General features: G+C 71.9%; 18 protein-coding genes. 13 read left to right on the forward strand and 5 right to left on the reverse strand.

The genetic code is table 11. The features are described 5' to 3' along the window. Positions 1 to 108: 108 nt before the first annotated feature. From PH203_RS27435 to PH203_RS27465, 8 genes are all read left to right on the forward strand, one after another. Positions 109 to 1092, forward strand: coding sequence for an amino acid ABC transporter permease (locus PH203_RS27435; RefSeq protein ID WP_289923175.1), 984 nt, complete (start codon positions 109 to 111; stop codon positions 1090 to 1092). Beyond that, complete coding sequence (locus tag PH203_RS27440) at positions 1089 to 1874, forward strand: amino acid ABC transporter ATP-binding protein (RefSeq protein ID WP_289923176.1); 786 nt, start codon at positions 1089 to 1091, stop codon at positions 1872 to 1874. Before PH203_RS27435 ends, PH203_RS27440 begins: the two co-directional genes overlap by 4 nt. 65 nt (positions 1875 to 1939) lie before the next feature. Beyond that, entirely contained in the window at positions 1940 to 2962 is a 1023-nt protein-coding gene (locus tag PH203_RS27445; RefSeq protein WP_289923177.1) for an ABC transporter substrate-binding protein, read from the forward strand. Positions 2963 to 2996: 34 nt separating this feature from the next. Continuing rightward, on the forward strand, positions 2997 to 3533 hold the full coding sequence (locus PH203_RS27450; protein WP_289923178.1) for a GNAT family N-acetyltransferase: 537 nt from the start codon (positions 2997 to 2999) through the stop codon (positions 3531 to 3533). A gap of 11 nt (positions 3534 to 3544) precedes the next feature. After that, positions 3545 to 3688, forward strand: a complete 144-nt coding sequence (locus PH203_RS49710; RefSeq protein WP_354671265.1) for a putative leader peptide — start codon at positions 3545 to 3547, stop codon at positions 3686 to 3688. Positions 3689 to 3808: 120 nt separating this feature from the next. Beyond that, positions 3809 to 5011: an LLM class flavin-dependent oxidoreductase gene (locus tag PH203_RS27455; RefSeq protein ID WP_289923179.1), complete on the forward strand. Its 1203-nt coding sequence runs from the start codon at positions 3809 to 3811 to the stop codon at positions 5009 to 5011. Between the two features lie 21 nt (positions 5012 to 5032). Further along, a complete protein-coding gene (locus tag PH203_RS27460) occupies positions 5033 to 6409 on the forward strand; it encodes an NtaA/DmoA family FMN-dependent monooxygenase (protein ID WP_289923180.1) in 1377 nt (458 codons plus the stop codon). A 22-nt stretch (positions 6410 to 6431) separates the two neighbouring features. After that, positions 6432 to 7151 carry an LLM class flavin-dependent oxidoreductase gene (locus tag PH203_RS27465; protein ID WP_289923181.1) on the forward strand — a complete coding sequence of 240 codons (720 nt, stop codon included), beginning with the start codon at positions 6432 to 6434 and terminating at the stop codon, positions 7149 to 7151. 484 nt (positions 7152 to 7635) lie between these two features. On the opposite strand, the gene PH203_RS27470 is transcribed toward PH203_RS27465, so the two are convergent. After that, positions 7636 to 8721, reverse strand: coding sequence for a M12 family metallopeptidase (locus PH203_RS27470; protein WP_289923182.1), 1086 nt, complete (start codon positions 8719 to 8721; stop codon positions 7636 to 7638). A gap of 94 nt (positions 8722 to 8815) precedes the next feature. Here PH203_RS27470 and PH203_RS27475 point away from each other — a divergent pair, with 94 nt between their 5' ends. Beyond that, entirely contained in the window at positions 8816 to 10780 is a 1965-nt protein-coding gene (locus tag PH203_RS27475; RefSeq protein ID WP_289923183.1) for a LuxR C-terminal-related transcriptional regulator, read from the forward strand. Between the two features lie 293 nt (positions 10781 to 11073). Here the strand turns inward: PH203_RS27475 and PH203_RS27480 are convergent, their stop codons facing one another. Next, complete coding sequence (locus PH203_RS27480) at positions 11074 to 13641, reverse strand: CHAT domain-containing protein (protein ID WP_289923241.1); 2568 nt, start codon at positions 13639 to 13641, stop codon at positions 11074 to 11076. Between the two features lie 148 nt (positions 13642 to 13789). Between PH203_RS27480 and PH203_RS27485 the strand changes: the two genes are divergently transcribed. Genes PH203_RS27485 through PH203_RS27495 form a run of 3 tightly spaced genes read left to right on the forward strand, consistent with a single transcriptional unit; the run spans position 13790 to position 16337 of the window. Beyond that, positions 13790 to 15220: a S8/S53 family peptidase gene (locus PH203_RS27485; RefSeq protein WP_289923184.1), complete on the forward strand. Its 1431-nt coding sequence runs from the start codon at positions 13790 to 13792 to the stop codon at positions 15218 to 15220. Positions 15221 to 15279: 59 nt separating this feature from the next. Beyond that, positions 15280 to 15855, forward strand: coding sequence for a sigma-70 family RNA polymerase sigma factor (locus PH203_RS27490; protein ID WP_289923185.1), 576 nt, complete (start codon positions 15280 to 15282; stop codon positions 15853 to 15855). Positions 15856 to 15860: 5 nt separating this feature from the next. After that, positions 15861 to 16337, forward strand: a complete 477-nt coding sequence (locus tag PH203_RS27495) for a hypothetical protein (RefSeq protein ID WP_289923242.1) — start codon at positions 15861 to 15863, stop codon at positions 16335 to 16337. A gap of 20 nt (positions 16338 to 16357) precedes the next feature. Here the strand turns inward: PH203_RS27495 and PH203_RS27500 are convergent, their stop codons facing one another. Both PH203_RS27500 and PH203_RS27505 read right to left on the reverse strand, forming a co-directional pair. Then, the gene (locus PH203_RS27500; RefSeq protein WP_289923186.1) at positions 16358 to 17581 is read right to left on the reverse strand and encodes a cytochrome P450; all 1224 of its coding nucleotides are present in this window, start codon (positions 17579 to 17581) and stop codon (positions 16358 to 16360) included. A gap of 58 nt (positions 17582 to 17639) precedes the next feature. Next, on the reverse strand, positions 17640 to 18428 hold the full coding sequence (locus PH203_RS27505; RefSeq protein ID WP_289923187.1) for an N-formylglutamate amidohydrolase: 789 nt from the start codon (positions 18426 to 18428) through the stop codon (positions 17640 to 17642). A gap of 47 nt (positions 18429 to 18475) precedes the next feature. Here PH203_RS27505 and PH203_RS27510 point away from each other — a divergent pair, with 47 nt between their 5' ends. Next, the gene (locus PH203_RS27510) at positions 18476 to 18817 is read left to right on the forward strand and encodes a DUF5713 family protein (protein WP_289923188.1); all 342 of its coding nucleotides are present in this window, start codon (positions 18476 to 18478) and stop codon (positions 18815 to 18817) included. A gap of 72 nt (positions 18818 to 18889) precedes the next feature. Here PH203_RS27510 and PH203_RS27515 read toward each other — a convergent pair whose 3' ends face one another. Beyond that, on the reverse strand, positions 18890 to 21109 hold the full coding sequence (locus PH203_RS27515; RefSeq protein WP_289923189.1) for an NADP-dependent isocitrate dehydrogenase: 2220 nt from the start codon (positions 21107 to 21109) through the stop codon (positions 18890 to 18892). Positions 21110 to 21228: the final 119 nt, after the last annotated feature.

Here is a 21228-nt window from a genome sequence, read left to right on the forward strand (position 1 = left end):
GCTCCCGGTTCCCGTGCGTCCCCGTGTGCCCTGACCCGCCGTAGACGGCGTCGTGGCCCGCGTCCCGTGCGCCCGTGTCCGGGGGATCCGATCCCGCCGGAGCCCCTCATGAGTGAATCCCCAGGCGCCGCCGTATCCGTCACCGAGGCACCGCCGCCATCCGACTCCCCGTCAAAACAACTGACCGCGCAGCGAGTTGTCCCGCTGCGGCGGCCCGGCCGCTGGATCGCCACCGCCGTCGTCCTGGTCCTCGCCGCCCAGTTCGTGCACGGCCTGGTGTCCAACCCCTTCTACCAGTGGGACCGGTTCGGCTACTGGTTCCTGCGGCCGACGATCCTCGACGGGCTGCTCATCACGCTCGAAGTCACCGCCTACAGCGCGGTGCTGGGCCTTCTCGGCGGTGTCGTGCTCGCGCTGGCCCGGCTCTCCAGGAGCCCGGTCCTGCGGGCGGTCAGCTGGGTCTACATCTGGACCTTCCGCTCCATCCCGCTGATCGTCATCCTGCTCTTCCTCTACAACTTCAGCGCCCTGTACCAGACGCTCAGCGTGGGCGTCCCCTTCGGCCCGGCCTTCTTCACCTTCGACGAGTCCCGGCTCGCCACCGACATCGTCGTCGCCGTCGTCGGACTGAGCCTGAACCAGGCGGCGTACGCGGCCGAGGCGGTCCGCGGCGGCATCCTCTCCGTCGACCAGGGCCAGCACGAGGCGGCCGCCGCCCTCGGGCTGCCGAAGGGCTACCAGTTCCGCAAGGTGGTCTTCCCGCAGGCGCTGCGCTCCATCACCCCGAACTACGTCAACCAGCTCATCGACCTGGTCAAGGCCACCTCGCTGGTCTTCTACGTCTCCCTGCTCGACCTGTTCGGCGCCGCGCAGACGATGGGTGCCACCTACCCCGGCGACATCGTGCCGCTGCTGCTCGTCGTCACCGTCTGGTACCTGATCCTGACCACCGTCGTCTCCGTCGTCCAGTTCTACGTCGAGCGGTACTTCGCCCGGGGCGCCACCCGCACCCTGCCGCCGACCCCGCTCCAGAAGCTGCGCACCGGAGTGAGCGACCTGCGCGCCCGTATCCGCCGGGAGGCCGCCGTATGAGCACCGACACCCTCCAGATCGTGCCTGCCGCCGTCGAGGTCCACGACGTGCACAAGTGGTACGGCTCCCACCGGGTCCTGGACGGCGTCGACCTGACCGTCAGGGCCGGTGAGGTCGCCGTCGTCCTCGGCCCGTCCGGCTCCGGCAAGTCGACCCTGCTCCGGGTCATCAACCACCTGGAGAAGCCCGAGATCGGGTACGTCAGCGTCAACGGCGAGCTGATCGGCGTACGCAAGCAGGGCGACCACCTCAAGGAGCTGAGCGAGCGGGCGATCCTCGCCCAGCGCAGCAACATCGGCTTCGTCTTCCAGAACTTCAACCTCTTCCCGCACCTGACCGTGCTGGAGAACGTCACCGCCGCCCCGGTGGCGACCGGGAAGCTCGGCCGGGACGAGGCGCACAAGCTCGCCCGGGAACTCCTGGACCGGGTCGGCCTCGCCGAGAAGGAGGCCGCCTACCCACGGCAGCTGTCCGGCGGACAGCAGCAGCGCGTCGCCATCGCCCGCGCGCTCGCGCTGCGGCCCGGCGTCATCCTCTTCGACGAGCCGACCTCCGCCCTGGACCCGGAGCTCGTGGGTGAAGTCCTCGCCGTCATCAAGGACTTGGCGAAGAGCGGCACCACCTTGGTGATCGTCACCCATGAGATCGGCTTCGCCCGCGAGATCGCCGACCGGGTCGTCTTCATCGACGGCGGAAAGATCGTCGAACAGGGCCCGCCCGCCGAGGTGCTGGACAAGCCCCGGCACGAACGGACCCGGGACTTCCTCAGCAAGGTGCTCTGACACCACCCACGACCTCCCCCCACCGCATCACCCTCACCACCCGCTCCCAGCCACAAAGGACAGTCATGCCTACCCAGTTCACCCGACGCAGCCTGATACGGGGCATCACCGCGGCCACCGCCGTCGCCACCCTCGCCACCGGGCTCGCCGCCTGCGGGGGCGACAGCGATGCCGCCACCCGGACCGACGACGCCGCCGACACGGTGACCGTGGGCCGGCTGTCCAACGGCGCGGCCACCGAGACCGAGCTGAAGGTCGCCGAGGTGAAGTCCATCAGCGCCCTGCTCCCGGACGGCATCAAGAAGAGCGGCAAGCTGGTCATCGGCTCCGGCACCCTGCCCTCCGGCAGCCCGCCCCTCGGCTTCATCGGCAGCGACCAGAAGACGCTCACCGGCTCCGAGATCGACCTCGGCCGCCTGGTCTCCGCCGTCCTCGGCCTCAAGCCCGAGGTGCAGCGCTCCACTTGGGAGAACCTCTTCATCGGCCTCGACAGCGGCAAGGTGGACGTGGCGTTCTCCAACGTCACCGACACCGAGGAGCGCAAGCAGAAGTACGAGTTCGCCTCCTATCGCAAGGACGACCTCGCGTTCGAGGTGAAGAAGGACAACACCTGGAACTTCGACAACAACTACGAGAACCTCGCCGGCAAGACCGTCTCCGTCGGCAACGGCACCAACCAGGAGAAGATCCTCCTGGAGTGGAAGGCGAAGCTGGAGAAGGAGGGCAAGAAGCTCACGGTCAAGTACTTCCAGGAGACCAACAGCCTCTACCTCGCCCTCAACAGCGGCAAGATCGACGCCTACTTCGGCCCCAGCCCGAACCTCTCGTACCACACCACGCAGACCGCGAACACGCCCCAGGCGACCCGTATCGCGGGCCAGTTCTCCGGTGCCGGTGAGACCCTCCAGGGCCTGATCGCCGCGACCGCCAAGAAGGACAGCGGGCTCGCCGAGCCCCTCGCGGCCGCGATCAACCACCTGATCGACAACGGGCAGTACGCGAAGTGGCTCAAGGCCTGGAACCTCTCCGGCGAGGCCGTCGCCAAGTCCGAGGTGAACCCGCCCGGGCTGCCGCTCACCAATTCCTGATCATTCGTCAGCGCCTGTAGTGGGAAAGGCAGTTGTGGTCCACCAGATAGACCTTCACGGAGCCCTGGGCGTCCGCCTCCTGGACAATCCCGTCTGGGCCGCCGGACTGGACGGACCGCACGCCGGTTTCGCCGAAAGGGTCGGCCGGGCGGCGCGTTGTCCGGCGAACGTGTACGCGTTCGCCGCGCTCGCCGACCCGGCGGACCCGGCCGCCTGGGCCGACCTGCACACCCTGCTCGGCCCGGCAACCACCGCTCGCCTCAAGGGAGTCGAGACCGTCCCCGACATCCTCGACCTCGTCGCCCGCACCGGACCCGGCCCCTTCGCCCGCACCGTCCACCTCGGCACCTACCTCGGCATCCGGCACCGGCACCGGGGCCTCGGCACCCGGCTGGTCCGGGCCGTCGCCGCGGGCATCAGGGAGCGCGGGGAGACCCCGTTCCTGCACGCCGCCGCGAACAACGCCACCGCGATCCGGCTGTACGAGTCGATGGGCTTCACCCTTCGCCGCCGTACGGCCATCCTCCAGGTGCGCTCGCCAGGAACAGATCCGCGGACCGGGGCGTTGTGACTCACGACGAGATGCGCTCCGCGGCTCCCGGAGGTGGACACGTGCGACACACGGACCGCCATCCCCGTGCCCTGAACCCCCGCCGCCGCATCCGCCTCCACTCCCGGCCGCACATCGATCTGCAGCGCGTCGCCGGTTCCCTCTGTCGCCCCTGACCTCCCTCAGCCTCCGGCTGGGGGGACCCCATCTCCCTACGGTCGCTCCGCCGCCGTGCCCTGAGTGCCCTACGCCCTGGGCCGGTGTTCTCGTACGGATCTCCAGGAAGGCACCCACTCGTGTCCCCTTCGTCTCCTCTGCATCTCGCCGTCGCCCTGGACGGCACCGGCTGGCACCCGGCCTCCTGGCGCGAGCCGGTCGCCCGTCCCCGTGACCTTCTCACCGCCGGCTACTGGGCCGATCTGGTCACCGAGGCCGAGCGCGGACTGCTCGACTTCGTGACCATCGAGGACGGACTCGGCCTGCAGTCCTCGGTCTTCGGCGGGCTCGACGGCCGCACCGACCAGGTCCGCGGCCGCCTGGACGCCGTACTGATCGCGTCCCGCATCGCACCCCTCACCCGGCACATCGGCCTGGTGCCGACCGTGATCGCCACCCACACGGAGCCGTTCCACATCTCCAAGGCGATCGCCACCCTCGACTACGTCAGCACCGGCCGTGCCGGACTGCGGGTGCAGATCGCGCCCCGCCCCGACGAGGCGGACCACTTCGGACGCCGCACGATCCCGCCGCTGACCCTGGACGAACTGCAGAGCCCGGCCGGACAGGAACTCGTCAGCGAGTACTTCGACGAGGCCGCCGACCACGTGGAGGCCGTCCGCCGGCTCTGGGACAGCTGGGAGGACGACGCGGAGATCCGGGACGTCGCCACCGGCCGCTTCATCGACCGCGACAAGCTCCACTACATCGACTTCGAGGGCAGGCACTTCAGCGTCAAGGGCCCCTCCATCACCCCGCGCCCCCCACAGGGCCAGCCCCTCGTCACCGCCCTCGCCCACCAGACCGTCCCCTACCGGCTGGTGGCCCGCCAGGCCGACATCGGGTACGTCACCCCGTTCGACACCGGCCAGGCCCGGGCGATCGTCGCCGAGATCCGCGCCGAGCAGGAGACCGCGGGCCGCGCCGGAGAGCCCCTGCACGTCTTCGCCGACCTGGTGGTCTTCCTCGACGACGACTCATCGGAGGCCGTGGCCCGCAAGGAGCGCCTGGACGCCCTCGACGGCGGCGAGTACACCAGCGACGCCCGCATCTTCACCGGCACCCCCGCCCAACTCGCCGATCTGCTCCAGGAGTTCGCCTCCGCCGGGCTGACCGGCTTCCGGCTGCGCCCCGGCGTCCTCGGCCACGACCTCCCGGCCATCACCCAGGGCCTGGTCCCCGAACTCCAGCGCCGCGGCGCCTTCCGCACCGCCTACGAGGCCGACACCCTGCGCGGCCTGCTGGGCCTGGCCCGCCCCGCCAACCGCTACGCCGCTGCCTGAAACGGGAAGGACCGCACAGCCATGACCAAGCCGCTGAAGCAGATCCATCTGGCCGCCCACTTCCCGGGCGTCAACAACACCACCGTGTGGAGCGACCCGCAGGCCGGCAGCCACATCGAGTTCAGCTCCTTCGTGCACTTCGCGCAGACCGCCGAACGCGCCAAGTTCGACTTCCTGTTCCTCGCCGAGGGTCTCCGTCTCCGTGAACAGGGCGGCAAGATATACGACTTGGACGTCGTCGGCCGCCCCGACACCTTCACGATCCTCACCGCCCTCGCCGCCGTCACCGAGCACCTCGGCCTGACCGGCACCATCAACTCCACGTTCAACGAGCCCTACGAGGTGGCCCGCCAGTTCGCGAGCCTCGACCACCTCTCCGGCGGCCGCGCGGCCTGGAACGTGGTCACCTCCTGGGACGCCTTCACCGGCGAGAACTTCCGCCGCGGCGGCTTCCTGCCCCAGGAGGAGCGCTACTCCCGCGCCAAGGAGTTCCTCGCCACCGCGAACGAGCTCTTCGACTCCTGGCGCGGCGACGAGATACTCGCCGACGAGGCGTCGGGCCAGTTCCTGCGGGACGCCAAAGCCGGCTCCTTCGTCCACACCGGGCAGCACTTCGACATCCACGGCCAGTTCAACGTCCCGCGCTCCCCGCAGGGCCGCCCCGTCATCTTCCAGGCGGGCGACTCCGACGAGGGCCGCGAGTTCGCCGCGTCGAGCGCCGACGCCATCTTCAGCCGGTACGCCACCCTGGAGGGCGGCCAGGCGTTCTACACCGACGTCAAGAAGCGCCTCGCCAAGTACGGTCGCCGCCACGACCAGTTGCTGATCCTGCCCGCGGCGACCTTCGTCCTCGGCGACACCGACGCGGAGGCCGAGGAGCTCGCCAAGGAGGTGCGCCGCCGGCAGGTCAGCGGGGCCACGGCGCTCAAGCACCTGGAGTTCGTCTGGAACCGGGACCTGTCCTCGTACAACCCGGACGGCCCCCTCCCCGACATCGACCCCGACGTCAGCGGCGACCACATCTCCAAGGGCCGCGCCCAGGTCCGCATGTACCGTGACCCACTGGCCACCGCCCGTGAGTGGCGCGAGCTGGCCGAGGCCAACAACTGGTCCATCCGCGACCTCGTCATCGAGTCCGGCAACCGGCAGAACTTCGTCGGCACCCCGGAGACGGTCGCGCGGACCATCAACGACTACGTCCAGGCCGACGCCGCCGACGGCTTCATCCTCGTCCCGCACATCACCCCGGGCGGCCTCGACGTCTTCGCCGACAAGGTCGTCCCGCTGCTCCAGGAACAGGGCGTGTTCCGCACGGAGTACGAGGGCCCCACCCTGCGCGACCACCTCGGCATCGACCACCCCGACGAGGCGCGGGGCGAGCAGCGGGTGGCGTCGTGAAGTTCTCGCCATCACGCTGATCGTGCACCGGCCGGACCCGGTCACGGGCGTGCTGAAGCCGACGCACGAACGGTTCCGCGAGGTACTCGACAACGCGCTGCTGGCCGAGGAGCCGGGCTTCGATGGCTTCGGCGTGGGGGAGCGGCACGAGCGGCCGTTCATCTCCTCCTCGCTGACCGTCGTGCTCAGCCACATCGCCGCCCTCACCCGGCGCATCCGCCTCTTCACGGCCGTGACCACCCTGAGCCTGCTCGACCCGGTCCGCGCCTACGGGGACTACGCCACCCTCGACCACCTCTGCGAGGGCCGCCTCGACCTCTTCCAGGCCACGCCCGAGGACCAGGGGGACCGCAACGCCGAGAGCTACGAGGTGTTCCGGCAGATCTGGCGGCAGGCGGTGGACCTGGCCGCCCGTTACGGCGACCCGCTGTTCTCGGCGAACGTCACCAACTCCATAGAGCCCTATGCCGAGCTGATCCGCTACTGCATCACCAGGGCGGCTGCTCCCCAGCAGGCTACGAGGAAGACGGCGAGGATCCCGGTCGCCACGGCATTGCGCGCCCTGGCCGTGGCGGCGTACGTCTCACCCGCCGCCCGGAGCCTGCGCCCGGCACCGAGGAACGCCACAGCGGACACCGCGCACAGTCCCGCCGTGATCGGCAACAGCCACAGGATCGACAGGAAGAAGTCCGCGAGACCGCCGACCGTGCTGCCCTCCGTCGCAAGCATGATCGGATCATAAGCCGGGGGCTCAGCCTCCGGCAACGGCCGTGAGCAGGACGTTCGGCGACTCCTCCGGCGCCTGCCTGCCGTGCCGATCACCACGCGCTCGCGCGCCCACGGCTCGTACTCCCGCTCGACGATCTCCCGCCGGCCGGGCAGCGGCAGCCCCGGCACATCGACCGTCCGCGAGGCGACCCGCTGCCGGTGCCCGGCCGGGTCGGAGCAGCGCACCTCCACCTCGACGACCCCGGCGCCCGCCCGCACGGCCGCGTCCCGCCAGGCGTCCCGCGTGACGGCCGGCGGATTGACCGACTCGGCGACGACGCTCAGCCCCTGCCGCAGATGCTCCTCGGCGAGCGCGTACCCGACGACGTACCCCACGGGTAGGCGGACACAGGTGTGGGCGGCGTCAGTCTCCCTCCCCCGAAGGAGACTGACGCCGCCGCTTCCCCCGGCGCCGGACAGTGGACCCGGCATCGCCCGTGTGCGGCCTGTCTGCGCTGTCACCAGCACATGACCGCGGTTTCCCCCGAACCCCACGCGGAGTACAGGCGCACACGGACGAAGTAACGGCGGCCCTTGACGAGTCGGGCCCTGACGGTGGCGTTGCGCGGTGTGCCGCCGTCGTCCTGGCCGGCGAGGTAGCGGGCTTCCCCGTCCCGCTCCTCGAAGACCACCACGACGGTGTCGCTCTCGCCGAAGGTGCCCACGCTGTACTCGCGGGTCTCCGACGGCTCGACGGTGAAGTCGGCCTGCTCGCCCGGGCCGAGACGACCGAGCGGTGCCGAACGGAACGGCACCAGCGCGGGCGGCGCCGGCTCGGCCGGCGGGTACCAGCGCAGGACGTACTCCTTGTCGGAGGGCGAGAGCGTGCCGGGCGGGCCCAGGCCCGCGCGGAACTGCTCCGGCTCCAGGATCAGCCCTGCCGGGAACGGATACTCCATGATCGACTGCGGGTCCCAGGCGGAGCCGTTGACCTCGTCGGGGTCGAGCTTGCGCAGGATGTTGCCGAACGTCCGGTCGCGGGTCCAGAAGTTCGGCGGGCCCGCCAGCTCGGCGTAGACGGCCTCGTCGTCCCAGTGGATGCCCGCGAACGGACTCTGGTGCTCGTGGTGCATGCCGAGCGCGTGCCCGATCTCGTGCAGGGCCGTCCCGCGCTCCCCCTGCGCGGTCAGGTCCCACCCGAAGTTCATGGTGCGCTCGTGCAGTCCTACCCGTAGTGCGTCCTTGCCCACCGTCGACCAGGAGCCGTCGCCGAGCTGGAACCCGATGCGCAGTTCCGCCTCGGTGCGGTCGCCGACCTCGGTGAAGGTGACACCGAGCCCCAGGTCCTGCCACTCCTGGAAGCAGCCGCGGACGACGTCCCGCTGCTTCTCCGAGCCGACCCACGACACCCGTCGGGTCGCCCCGCTGCCCGGGACGGCGATGACCGAGGCGTCGGACTCGCCGTCGAAGAAGTAGTAGTGCAGCACGGTGTTGTTGACCCACATCCGGTTTCCGCCGATGAGCGCGCTCAGCCGCTCGGCGGTCAGCCCCGGAGTGAAGACGGGGGCCGACTGCTGCGCGAGTGAGCAGTAGCGGAAAGCCATGCGCCAAGGTTGCCGTCACAGGGGCCGGGGCGCCTGAGTCGAGGGCTACTCAAGTCCCTGTGTATCAGGCGTGAGTACTCGCGCTCATGTATGCGTGACGACTTTCGAACGCGACGCGAAGACCCTGGAACTGCCCTGGCCCTTCACCGGCCGGGAGAACGAACTCGAGCTCATCCGCCGCTCCTCGGCCGCAGGTCACCACGGCATCGTGGTCACCGGCCCGGCGGGCTGCGGCAAGACCCGGCTCGTCACGGAGGCCGTCCGCGGTACCGACTGCGCCCGGGTCGCCGGGACACCCGAGATCCGGCACATTCCCTTCGCCGCGTTCGCCCATCTGCTGCCCGAGGCGGTCTCCCTGCATCGGGCCGTCCAACTCCTGTCCGCCGTACGGCTGTTGCTGGTCGACGACGCCCATCTGCTCGACGACGCCTCGGCCGCCCTCGTCCACCAGCTCGCGGTGCACGGCCGCACCCGCCTCTTGGTCGTCGCCACGGACGGCACCGAGGTCCCCGGCGCGGTCTCCCGCCTGTGGACCGGCGAACTGCTCCCGCGCCTCGCCCTGGAACCCCTGCCCCACGAGGAGACGGCCCAGCTGCTCACGGCGGGCGCCGGCGGCGGCCTGGAGCCGCTCACCGCCAACCGGCTGCACCGCCTGTGCCAGGGCGATCTCCGCCTGCTGCGCGACCTCCTGGGCGCGGTCCGCGAGGCCGGCCTGCTCGCCCGGGTGCCGGGCACGGACGAGTGGGCGTGGCGCGGCCCGGTCCCGGTGACGGCGACCGTACGGGAACGCACGGCACAGGTCCTGAACCGCGCGGACCGCGAGACCCTCGAACTCCTCGCGTTCGCCGAGCCGTTGCCCCTGCACCTCGACGGCCTCGACCTGCGCGTCCTGGAAGACCTGGAGGCCGACGGCCTGGTCCTGGTCGACGACCACGGCACCGTACACCTCGCGGATCCCCTGCACGGCCCGGTCCTGCGCGCGGCGGCCGGACGGCTGCGGGCGCGGCGGCTGGCCCGTACCCCGGAGGAGTGCAAGGCGGCCCTGGAGACGGAGGCGGCCGCCCTGTCCCGGCGGATCGAGCGGGCCGACGTGCGGGAGTCGTGCGCACCGGTGGGGGAGTGGCTCGTGGCGGAGGGGGCGCCGGTGCCGGCCGCCTACGCCGCCGTCCGGGCGCGGTTCTCACGGCTGCGGGGAGAACTGCGGGAGGCGGCGGCCTGGGCGGGCGAGGGACTGCGGGACACGGCCGGCGACCCGGCCTGCCGTGCCGAACTCGCCCTGGCCGTCATGCAGTCCGGCGAGACGACGGACACCGACCCGGGGGCCGACCCCCGTGTGGCGGCCTGGCTGGCGGCGGCGCGAGGTGACATCGACGGGGCGCTGGAGGCCGTGACCGAGGCCTACGACGCGGTACGCCTGGGCACCCCCGGCAAGGCGCCCGGCGCTGCCGCACCGCAGGCCGACCGGCTTGCGCCCGCATCCGGACGGGCCCCGGCCGGGGAGTCCGTATCGGCCCCGCACGCCGGCGGGCTCGCGCACGGGAGCGATCCGGCCCCGGCCGGGCAGGTCGGGTCCGCACGGCAGGCCGGTGAGCCCACGCACGCGGAGGAGTCGGCTCCGCGCCGGGACGACGTGTTCGCGCTGCACGCCGACGCGCTCGCCCGTGCTGACGGGCCCGCCCTCGATCTGGCGGCCGGGCGGCTGGAGGAGCGAGGGTTCCTGCTCTTCGCCGCCGAGGCGTACGCCCAGGCCGTGCACGCCCACCGGGACCCGCGGGCCGCGCGCACCTCACGGACCCGGGCCGTCGCGCTGGCCGGCCGCTGCCAGGGCGCCCGTACCCCGGCGCTGTCCGGTCTCGTGCTCGGTGAACTCACCGCCCGTCAACGGCAGATCGTCACCCTCGCCGCCGCCGGACTCAGCAACCGGCAGATCGCGGAGAAGCTGACCCTGTCCATCCGGACCGTCGGCAACCACCTGTACAGCGCGTACGCCCGGCTCGGCGCGGGCGGCCGGGGCTCGCTGCCGTGGCTGGTGGAACTGCCCACCGCACAGTCGGCCTGAACCGGGCCGGCCCTACGACCGGCGGTCTGACCCCCGTGATCGGGGGAGGGGTCAGGCCGCCACCCCGTGTCCGGAGGGGGCCTTGAGGCCGCCACCCCGACCCCGTCGGCCTGAAGCGGACCCGGTGAAGTCAACTGCGGTTCGGCAGCGCCCTGAAGGGGCGCGGGGCTGTAGCGATATGCGGCTCCGCCGCGCGGGCGCGACCAGCCGCGACGGCGCCGCAGCCGACCGTCAACCCTCGCTGCCTCGCTGCCTCGCGGCGGAGCCGCACATCGACACAGTCAGCGGAGCGTTCAGGCCGCCCCGAACGCCGAGAACGCCCACCCCGTCGCCTGATGCACCGTGTCCCCCGGCAGCGCCGCCCGCGCGTCGCGCAGCGCCTCCGCCAGGGACAGCCCGGCGTCCAGCCCCTTGTGCAGCGCGAGCATCAGCGGCACCACGGCCGCGTCGTTGACGGGCGCCGTGCACGCCACCACCCCCGCCGTGCCCAGCGGCAGCAACGCGGTGACCAGGCCGAGCAGTTCATCGGCGCCGACCGAGGCGAAGCGCGCGGTGTCGCAGCAGGACAGGATGATCCGGTACGGGCTCGCGTCGAGGCGCTCGAAGTCGTGGACGATGAGCGGCCCGTCGGCCATCCGCAGCGACGAGAAGAGCGGTCCGTCGGCGCGGAACGTCCCGTGCGCGGCGATGTGCGCGAGCGCCGCCCCGTCGAGCTCCGCCAACACCCGCGGCACGCGCGCCTCGTCGTCCTCCAGTACCGTCGATCCGGCGTACCGGCCCGCGAGTTCGGGCACCTCCGCCCCCTCGGTCGCGAGGCCGGGCCCACGCACCAGCACATGGCGCCCCCCGGCCGGCGCCTCGGTCTCCCGGGCCCGCAGCCAGCCGCTCGCCGACGGCGACACGCTCAGCACCCGCTCCCGCAGCGACGGCAGCAGCGCCCACGGCACCCGGTGCAGCCTGGCGGGCGGTACGACGACGACCGGACCGGAGCCGAGATGCGCCGCCGCCGGTCCCAGCAGCAGCTCCTCAAGACGCCGCCCCGCCGCCTCCACCAGCGGCAGCCGTGCCTCCGCCCCGGGATGGGCCAGCCGCCGCAGCCCGGCCTGCACATGCTCCGCCTCGGTCTCCGCCTCGGCCAGCAGCCCGGCCTCGAACCGCCGCACCCGCCCCTGCCCGCACAGCAGCACCTGAACACGCCCGTCGAGCACGGCCAGTTCGACCAGCCGTACGTCGTCCCCGAGCCGTTCCAGCAGCCTGCCGGGGTCGAACCGGTGGCCCTCGCCGGGCGCGTCACCGCGGATGTGCAGGGTCCGGGAGCGTATCTCCCGCTCCAGCCGCCGCTGTTCACGCTCCAGCGCCGGAACGGGCCGCCCCTCCATCCGAGCCTCCTCCGCGCGGGCGGCGATCTCACGGAACGCGGTGAGGTCGCTCAGCAGCGCCGGATCGGACGGCGGCCGGGTGGGCGGCGTGGACAGCGCGGTGGCCCGCCAGCGCTCGCTCCACACCAGCAGCCGCCGCGGGCTGCCGGAGTCGAGGCTGGCCTGCTGCGCCAGTGCGGCGAGTTCGGCGCCCTGCGCGGTGGCCCGGGCCCGCAGCTCGGAGGCGCCCAGTGTCATCCGGTGGTCGTCCAGCACGTCGAGGCCGCGTCGGCAGGCCTCCAGCACCCCGCGCCCCGATCCGGCCGCCCGGGCCCGCAGCGCCTGCGCCGCCCAGCCCGTCATCCGCGCCAGCGGCGGACCACTGCGTCTGCTGCGCGCCGCGAGGGCCAAGTGCCGCTCCGCGTCCGCCGTCCAGCCGAGGCCCAGCGCGATCCGGCCCGCGAGCAGCGACGCCTCCGGAGCCGCCGGCGCGCCGAACGAGGCCAGCCGGTCCGCCACTTCGGCCGCGTCCGCCACCAGCCGGCCCGAGCCGCGCCCGGCGGCGGCCCGCGCCTCGATCAGCACCAGCCGGGCGTGCGTCTCCCACCACGGGCGCCGCTGCCCGGCGAACAGCCGCACCGCCAGCGCGGCGCGCGCGATCGCGGTGTGCGGATCGTCCGCCAGCCGGGCGGCGCGCGCGGCGACCAGCAGCAACTCCGCCTTGCGCGTGGACTGCCCGCCGTTGCGGTCCAGCAGGCCGATCGCCGCGTCCGCCTCGGCGAGCGCCTCCTGGGCCAGGCCGGCGGCCATCAGGACCTCGCAGCGCCGGATGTAGAGCATGAAGGACGGCGTGCCGAGCTTGGCGTACCGCTCCTCGGCCTCGTCCAGCAGCCGCAGCGCCGCCGGCACATCACCCGACCGGAACGCGGCGAGCCCCCGGCTCTCCACCACGTCCGCCTTGTCGTGGTCCTGGCCCGTGGTGTCCCACATCTCCTCGGCGGCGGCGAAGTCGGCCTCCGCCCGCTCCACCGCGCCGAGCGCCAGATGCACGGTCGCCCGCAGCGTCAGCGCCCGGGCCGTCCAGATCACGTCGTCCGCCTGCCGCAGCACCGGAACCGCCCGGCGTACGTCCTCCAGCGCCTCCCGGTGCAGGCCGAGCACCCAGGAGGCGAACGCCCGCCGGAACAGGACGCGCGCGCGGGTGTGGCCGCTGCCGATCGCGACCCCGCGCTCCAGCGCGTCCAGACCCTGCCGGGTGCGCCCCGCGTGCACCAGTGCGACCCCGAGAGCGGCCAGGACGTCGGCCTCCCGGTCCGCCGACTCCGCGCGGGCCGCCAGATCGCGGGCGCGCCGCAGATGGTGGAGGGCGATCCTCAGGTCGCCCCAGTCCCGCTGCCAGATACCGATGACCTGGTGGGCGACGGAGGCGTGCAGCAGCGGGGGATCGGAGCCGAGCACCTCTTCCGCCCTCGCCAGCGCCTGGTTGGGGGCGGCGAACACCATGGGCAGCAGTTCGAGAACCGAGTCGCTTCTCGCCGTCACTCCACGGATGGTAGTGGCCCGGGTGGTGCGCCACACCGGTTTGGCGCTGTATCAATCAACAGCCCCGCGACTCTGACTGACGAACACCGCCCCAGTGGGAGGACACGCCATGGCACCTCAGCGATTCCCGGAGCAGTTCGACCAGATCCAGCGCTCGATGCCCGACGTCCCTCTGGCCATGGGGCCCGACGACGCGGCCGAGTTCATCTACGAGAAGGGTGTCGTCCTCGCCCGCGACGGTGAGGAGGCGGCGCTCGTCGAGAACACCGTGCGCGACCACTTCACCGCGGCGACCGGCCTCAGCGGCGACCAGGTCAGCCGGGTCAGCCCGCAGACCAACCGCTCCGGCATCACCCGCATCCAGGTCGGCGACCCCAACCACGGCGACCGCCTCGCCGACCGGGCCGTCGCGAACGCCCTGCGCGCCATGCGCGAGCCCGAGGGACGCGCCCGCCGCCGCCTCGTCAGCCGTAACCACGTCGTGTCGATCGCGGTGAACTCCTGCCCCGGTGACGAGCCCGTGCCCGCGCCCCTCAACCGCGGCACCAACCCGGCCCCGGCGGAAGCCGCCCACACCTCCGACACCGCCGTGGGCGTCCTCGTCATCGACAACGGCCTCACCCACGACTACTCGCTGGTCCCGCTCCTCTCCCATGTCCAGGGCGACCTGCACGGCACCGAGACCGACGAGCAGGGCAACCTCAAGCAGTACGTCGGCCACGGCACGTTCATCGCGGGCATCCTCGCCGCCGTCGCACCCAACACGGACATCACGGTGCGCAACACCCTCAACGACGCCGGCGCCATCCTCGAATCCGACTTCGGCGAGGCGCTGTTCGCCGCCGTCGACCAGAACGGCTGGCCCGACATCATCAGCCTCTCCGCCGGCACCTCCAACGGCCGCACCGACGGTCTGCTCGGCGTCGACGCCTTCATGCGCGAACTCAGGCAGCAGCGCACCCTGCTGGTCGCCGCCGCCGGCAACAACGCCAGCGCGTCGCCCTTCTGGCCCGCCGCCTACGCCTCACTGCCCGAATACGCGAGCTCCGTGCTGTCGATCGGCGCCCTGCGCGACGACGGCGACCACGGCGCCTGCTTCAGCAACCACGGCTACTGGGTGAACGCCTACGCCCCCGGCGAGCGCCTCACCAGCACCCTCACCGGCTTCGACGCACCCGTCCCGTACGTGTACCAGCACTCCACGTACGACGCCTGCCGCTTCAACTTCACCTACCTCTGCACCTGCCAGCACCCCCGCCACTCCGGCGTGTTGAGCGACACCGGCGGCACCGCAACGCCGGGCCGGGTGATGTTCGACGGGTTCGCGCAGTGGAGCGGCACCTCCTTCGCGACCCCGGTCGCCGCGGGCCTGGTGGCCGCCTACATGACCGCCAACAAGGAGAGCGACCCGAGGGTCGCCCGGCAGCAACTGCTCGCGGCCAACACCGAGTTCGCGGAGGTGCGCGGGGCGCACGTCCCGGCGCTCATCCCGCCGACCTGGCACCAGGGCACGGTCGTACAGCTCTCTCCTGGGGCATGAGGGCCGAACTCGCCCCCTCCACGGCGTACGATGACTTGCCGTACACGAGGGGTGGGGCCGTGGACCGAGCAGATGTCGGCGCGCTGGTCCAGTCCGCCGTCGACGGCGACGCTGCGGCCTGGAAGGCGCTCGTGGAGGGGCTGAGCCCACTGGTGTGGTCCGTGGTGCGCGCGCACCGGCTCTCCGACGCGGACGCGCACGAGGTGTACCAGACGGTGTGGTTCCGCTTCGCCCAGCACCTCGGGCGGATCCGCGAACCCCAGAAGGCCGGTTCCTGGCTGGCGAGCACCGCGCGGCACGAGTGTCTGAAGGTGCTCAAGAGCTTAAGGCGGCTCACGCCCACCGACGATCCGCAGCTGCTCGACCGGATCAGCGAGGACCGTACGCCCGAACAGTCCGTCCTCGACTCCGAGGAGGCGGCCGTGGAGAGCGAGCGGATCCGGCACCTGTGGCAGGAGTTCGAGGAACTCGGCGACCGCTGCAGGCAGTTGCTGCGCATCCTGATGGCCTCGCCGCCGCCCAGTTATCAGGAGGTGTCCTCGGCGCTGGGCATCGCCGTGGGCAGCATCGGACCGCTGCGGCAGCGCTGTCTGCGCCGGCTGCGGGCACGGATGGAAGCGAGGGGTGCGGTGTGAGCGGCATGAGGGACGACGAGTTCGGTCAGGACGTCCAGGCGGATGACGCGTTCGACGTCGGCCCGCTGGAGGAGGAGCTCCGCCGGGCCGCCGCGATCCTCGACCCGGTGCCGGCCGAGCTGCGGCGGATCGCGGTGGAGGCCTTCGCGCTGCACGACCTCGACGCGCGCATCGCCGAGCTGACCTTCGACTCCGTGGTGGACGCCATCCCGGTGCGGGGGGCCACGGACGTACCGCGGATGCTGACCTTCCGCGCGGGTGAGGTCACCGTCGACGTCGAGGTCACCGGGGACGGGCTGCTGGGGCAGGTGCTGCCGCCCCAGCAGGCCCTGATCGAGGTGCTCACCGGCCCGCAGACGAGCGCGCCGCTCGTGGCCGACGACATGGGCCGCTTCACCGGCGACGCACCCCCCGTCGGCCCCTTCGCGCTGCGGCTGCGGACGGGCGGGGAGGTCGTGGTCACGGAGTGGCTGCGGGTGTGAACCGCTGTTGAGGGGCCGGCCTACCAGGTGACGGGGAGCGTCTGCGGCCCGCGGATCATCGTCCTGCGGCGCCAGACGACCGCCTCGGCCGGGACCGCGAGCCGCAGGCCGGGCAGCCGGTCGAGCAGGGTGTCGACCAGCAGCTCGGTCTGCAGGCGGGCCAGGACCGCGCCGGTGCAGTAGTGCGGGCCGTTGCCGAAGGACAGGTGCGGGTTGGGGTCACGGTCGGCGTCGATCCGGTCGGGGGACGGGAAGACGTCGGGGTCGCGGTTGGCGGCGAGGTAGGAGACGTACACCGCCTCGCCCGCCCCGATCCGCGCCCCGTGCAGCTCGACGTCCTCCAGGGCGATCCGGGCCAGGCCCACGGAGGAGCGGTGCGGGATGTAGCGCAGGAGTTCGTCGAGAACGGGCCCGCGCGCGTCGGGGTGTTCCCGCATCCGCTGCAGCAACTCGGGCCGGGTGAGCAGCAGATACAGCATCTGCCCGCAGTTGTGGGTGACGGCCTCGCCGCCGATCTGCAGCGGCCCGGCGAGCCCGACGGCCTCCGCCTCGCTGATCTCACCGCGGGCGACGGCGGCTCCCAGCAGGGAGCAGACATCGTCGCCGGTGCTGTCGGCACGGTCGCGGATGGTCTCCGTGATCCACGCGTACATGCCGTTCTTCGCCTTCTCGGCGGCCTCGGCGCCGCCCGAGGTGGAGATGATCTGCCGGGTCCAGGCGTGGACCTGCTCGCGCATGCCGTCGGGTACGCCCATCACCTCGCTGACGACGGCGATCGGGAACGGTTCGAGGACGTGCTCGACGAGATCGGCGGGCGGCCCGTGCCGGAGCATGTCCGCCAACAGCCCGTCCAGTGTCTCCTGGGCCCGGGGCCGCAGCCGCTTCATCCGCCCCACCGTGAACGCCCCCGCGACCGGCTTGCGCAGCCGGTTGTGGTCGGGCTGGTCGGCGAAGGCGAGCGAGCCGGGGCGGGGCTTGAAGTGCGGGGCCATTCTGGTCACCTGACGTGTGGTGACCTCGGCCCGGCTGAACCGTGGATCGTTGGTGACGGTCCTGACGTCCTCGTACCGGGTGGCGAGCCACGCCCACCCCTCGCCGAACGGCAGCCGGATCCGGGTGATCGGCCCCTCGCGCATGAGATCGGCGAGGATCGGATCGAACTCGGTCCCGTCGAGCTCGAGCGTGGGCCACTCCCGTACGTCGGGCAGGTCCTGGCCGGTCAGCGTGCTGGTCTCCTCGGTCATGCGTCCACCCTCACCGGCCGCTCGGTGCGCTGTCGCGCGGGAGTGCTCCAGGCGGAGGTCAGGGGGTCACGCCGTCGACGAGGGCGGCCAGGGCGGAGGCCAGCCGGCCGAGCCCGGGTCCGGCGGGTCCGCCGGGTTCGGTCATGTAGGTGTCCCGCCGGATCTCGACCATGAGGGCGCTGACGCGGGGATCACGGCCGTGGAACTCCAGCGGCACGTACGTCCCGCTGAACGGGGTGTCGAGCCCGACCTCGCCGAACACGTCACGGGCCGCGGCGATCAGCGCGGCAGGGGTGTGGAAGGAGTCGGTGCCGAGACAGACGGGCGGCCGCGGTCCCGCCCCGTGCAGCTCGTACGGCAGCGCCTCGCTGGGATAGGAGTGCACATCGACGATCACGGCCCGCCCGACGGCGGCGAGCCGATCGGCCACGGCCTCGGTCATGGCCCGCGCGTACGGCCGGAAGTACCGCCCGATCAACGGCTCGGGATCGAAGCCCTCGGCCCTCAGCGTCGCGCGACCGGTCGTCCGCGTGTAGACGGCCCCCATCCCGACGGCCAGCATCTCCTCCCGCTCGTCCGGAAACCGCTCCGGATCGACGACGAGCCGCGAGATCCGGTTCACGAACCGCCACGGCCGCCCCCGGCACAGCCCGGCCGCCACCTCGGCCAGCTCCGCGGTGTGCGCATCGACGATGCGGTCCAGCTCCCCCTCCAGCGCGGAGTCGTCCAGCACGATCCCCGCGCGTACGTCGGCCGGAATCGCGCGCGAGGAGTGCGGCACATGCAGGATCACGGGGGAGTCGGCGGCACCGGGGAGCAGCTCGAAGGACGGTTCCGGGGAGGTCATGCGGCGGCTCCGGGGGCGTTGTCAGTGGCGTGGTGCACGATCACAGCATGACGATCAGCAACCAGCAGGTGGCCGCGCACCCGTTCCTCAAGGCGCTCTACGAGGACGACTACTACCCCGACCACGTGCTGGACCGGGGCAGGGAGATCCTGCTGCGGCTGTGCGAGCGGATCGAGGCGGAGCGCCCCGCAGATCTCGTCGCGCTCTATGCGCTGACGCATGCGGCCACCGAGGAGTTCAACGACTTGGAGGCCGCCTTCGACGCGGCGGGCAGCGAGATCGAGACCTGCGCGAGGGAGGAGATAGGCGGGCAGTTCTGGTTCGTCGCCCACGCCTACGGCTTCGTGGACGCGGACCCGGAGGAGCTGATCGCCGGGCGGAACTGGTGAGACGCGGTCCGCCCCGGCCGGGCAACTGCCGACCGGGGCGGGGTCACGCGATGAGCCCCGTAGGGCCCGGCGTCAGCTCAGCGAGGCGAGCGCCTCGTTCCACGTCGCCGACGGGCGCATGATCTTCGCGGCCTTGGCCGGGTCGGGCTGGTAGTAGCCGCCGATGTCGGCCGGCTTGCCCTGGACGGCGAGCAGTTCGTCGACGATCTTCTGCTCGTTGGAGGCGAGGGTCTCCGCCAGCGGGGCGAAGGTCTTCGCCAGGTCCGCGTCCTCGGTCTGCGACGCCAGCTCCTGGGCCCAGTACAGGGACAGGTAGAAGTGGCTGCCGCGGTTGTCGATGCCGCCGACGCGACGGGTCGGGGACTTGTCCTCGTTGAGGAAGGTCGCCGTGGCGCGGTCGAGGGTGTCGGCGAGGACCTTGGCCTTGGGGTTGTTCGTGGCGGTCGCGTACTGCTCCAGGGACGGGACCAGCGCGAAGAACTCACCGAGGGAGTCCCAGCGCAGGTAGTCCTCCTTGACCAGCTGCTGGACGTGCTTCGGGGCGGAGCCGCCGGCGCCCGTCTCGAAGAGGCCGCCGCCCGCCATCAGCGGGACGACCGACAGCATCTTGGCGCTGGTGCCCAGCTCCAGGATCGGGAAGAGGTCGGTGAGGTAGTCGCGCAGGACGTTGCCGGTGACCGAGATGGTGTTCTCGCCGCGGCGGATGCGCTCCACCGACAGCTTGGTCGCGTCGACCGGGGCGAGGATGCGGATGTCCAGGCCCTCGGTGTCGTGCTCCGGCAGGTAGGCGTTGACCTTGGCGATCAGGTTGGCGTCGTGCGCACGGGTCTCGTCCAGCCAGAAGACGGCCGGGTCGCCGGTGGCGCGGGCGCGGGTGACGGCGAGCTTCACCCAGTCCTTGATCGGCGCGTCCTTGGTCTGGCAGGCGCGGAAGATGTCGCCCTCGGCGACCGGCTGCTCGATGAGCGCGTTGCCGGCCTGGTCGACCAGACGGACCGTACCGGCCGCCTTGATCTCGAAGGTCTTGTCGTGGGAGCCGTACTCCTCGGCCTTCTGCGCCATGAGGCCGACGTTCGGGACCGAGCCCATCGTCGACGGGTCGTAGGCGCCGTTGGCGCGGCAGTCGTCGATCGCGACCTGGTAGACACCGGCGTACGACGAGTCCGGCAGCACCGCGAGGGTGTCGGCCTCCTGGCCGTCCGGGCCCCACATGTGGCCGGAGGTGCGGATCATGGCCGGCATCGAGGCGTCGACGATGACGTCGGACGGCACGTGCAGGTTGGTGATGCCCTTGTCGGAGTCGACCATCGCCAGGGCCGGGCCCTCGGCGAGCTCGGCGTCGAAGGAGGCCTTGATCGCGTCACCCTCGGGCAGGGCGTCGAGGCCCTTGAGGATGCCGCCCAGACCGTCGTTCGGGGAGAGACCGGCGGCGGCCAGCGTGGCGCCGTACTGCTCGAAGGTCTTCGGGAAGAACGCGCGGACCACGTGGCCGAAGATGATCGGGTCGGAGACCTTCATCATCGTGGCCTTGAGGTGCACGGAGAACAGCACGCCCTGGGCCTTGGCCTCGGCGATCTGCGCGGTGAGGAACTCCCGCAGCGCGGCCACGTGCAGCACGGACGCGTCGACGACCTCGCCCTCCAGGACCGGTACGGACTCACGCAGGACCGTGGTGGTGCCGTCCTCGGCGACCAGCTCGATCCTCAGCGCGCCGGCCTCGGAGATCACGACGGACTTCTCGGTGGAGCGGAAGTCGTTCTCACCCATGGTCGCGACATTGGTCTTCGAGTCCGAGGACCAGGCGCCCATGCGGTGCGGGTGGGTCTTGGCGTAGTTCTTGACCGAGGCGGGGGCGCGGCGGTCGGAGTTGCCCTCACGCAGGACCGGGTTCACCGCGGAGCCCTTGACCTTGTCGTAGCGGGCCTGGATGTCCCGCTCCTCGTCGGTCTTCGGGTCGTCCGGGTACGCGGGGAGCGCGTAGCCCTGCGCCTGCAGCTCGGCGATGGCGGCCTTGAGCTGCGGGATCGACGCCGAGATGTTCGGCAGCTTGATGATGTTGGCCTCGGGCGTCTTCGCCAGCTCGCCCAGCTCGTGCAGGGCGTCCGGGATGCGCTGGTCCTCGGTCAGGTACTCCGGGAACACCGCGATGATGCGGCCGGCCAGCGAGATGTCCCGCGTCTCCACGGCGACACCCGCCTGCGAGGCGTACGCCTGGACCACCGGCAGGAAGGAATACGTCGCCAGGGCCGGGGCCTCGTCAGTGTGCGTATAGATGATGGTCGAGTCAGTCACCGGGTGCTCCGCTCCACGTCTTCCGCGTCTGCAACATTGCTCGACATCAAGATATCTCGTGATCGAGCGGGGCTCGACAGGGGTCCGCACACGCGGTCCGAGAACCGGTGCATCTCCTG

Source organism: Streptomyces sp. S.PB5 (genome assembly GCF_030403745.1).
Lineage (GTDB): Bacteria > Actinomycetota > Actinomycetes > Streptomycetales > Streptomycetaceae > Streptomyces.

Excerpts from the sequence above, each read along its gene's own strand:
- PH203_RS27445 (WP_289923177.1), top strand. The coding sequence starts at position 1,940 with ATGCCTACCCAGTTCACCCGACGCAGCCTGATACGGGGCATCACCGCG.
- PH203_RS27440 (WP_289923176.1), top strand. The coding sequence starts at position 1,089 with ATGAGCACCGACACCCTCCAGATCGTGCCTGCCGCCGTCGAGGTCCAC.
- PH203_RS49710 (WP_354671265.1), top strand. The coding sequence starts at position 3,545 with ATGCGCTCCGCGGCTCCCGGAGGTGGACACGTGCGACACACGGACCGC.
- PH203_RS27485 (WP_289923184.1), top strand. The coding sequence starts at position 13,790 with ATGGCACCTCAGCGATTCCCGGAGCAGTTCGACCAGATCCAGCGCTCG.
- PH203_RS27495 (WP_289923242.1), top strand. The coding sequence starts at position 15,861 with ATGAGGGACGACGAGTTCGGTCAGGACGTCCAGGCGGATGACGCGTTC.
- PH203_RS27435 (WP_289923175.1), top strand. The coding sequence starts at position 109 with ATGAGTGAATCCCCAGGCGCCGCCGTATCCGTCACCGAGGCACCGCCG.
- PH203_RS27470 (WP_289923182.1), bottom strand. The coding sequence starts at position 8,721 with ATGGCTTTCCGCTACTGCTCACTCGCGCAGCAGTCGGCCCCCGTCTTC.
- PH203_RS27500 (WP_289923186.1), bottom strand. The coding sequence starts at position 17,581 with ATGACCGAGGAGACCAGCACGCTGACCGGCCAGGACCTGCCCGACGTA.
- PH203_RS27480 (WP_289923241.1), bottom strand. The coding sequence starts at position 13,641 with ATGGTGTTCGCCGCCCCCAACCAGGCGCTGGCGAGGGCGGAAGAGGTG.
- PH203_RS27460 (WP_289923180.1), top strand. The coding sequence starts at position 5,033 with ATGACCAAGCCGCTGAAGCAGATCCATCTGGCCGCCCACTTCCCGGGC.
- PH203_RS27510 (WP_289923188.1), top strand. The coding sequence starts at position 18,476 with ATGACGATCAGCAACCAGCAGGTGGCCGCGCACCCGTTCCTCAAGGCG.
- PH203_RS27505 (WP_289923187.1), bottom strand. The coding sequence starts at position 18,428 with ATGACCTCCCCGGAACCGTCCTTCGAGCTGCTCCCCGGTGCCGCCGAC.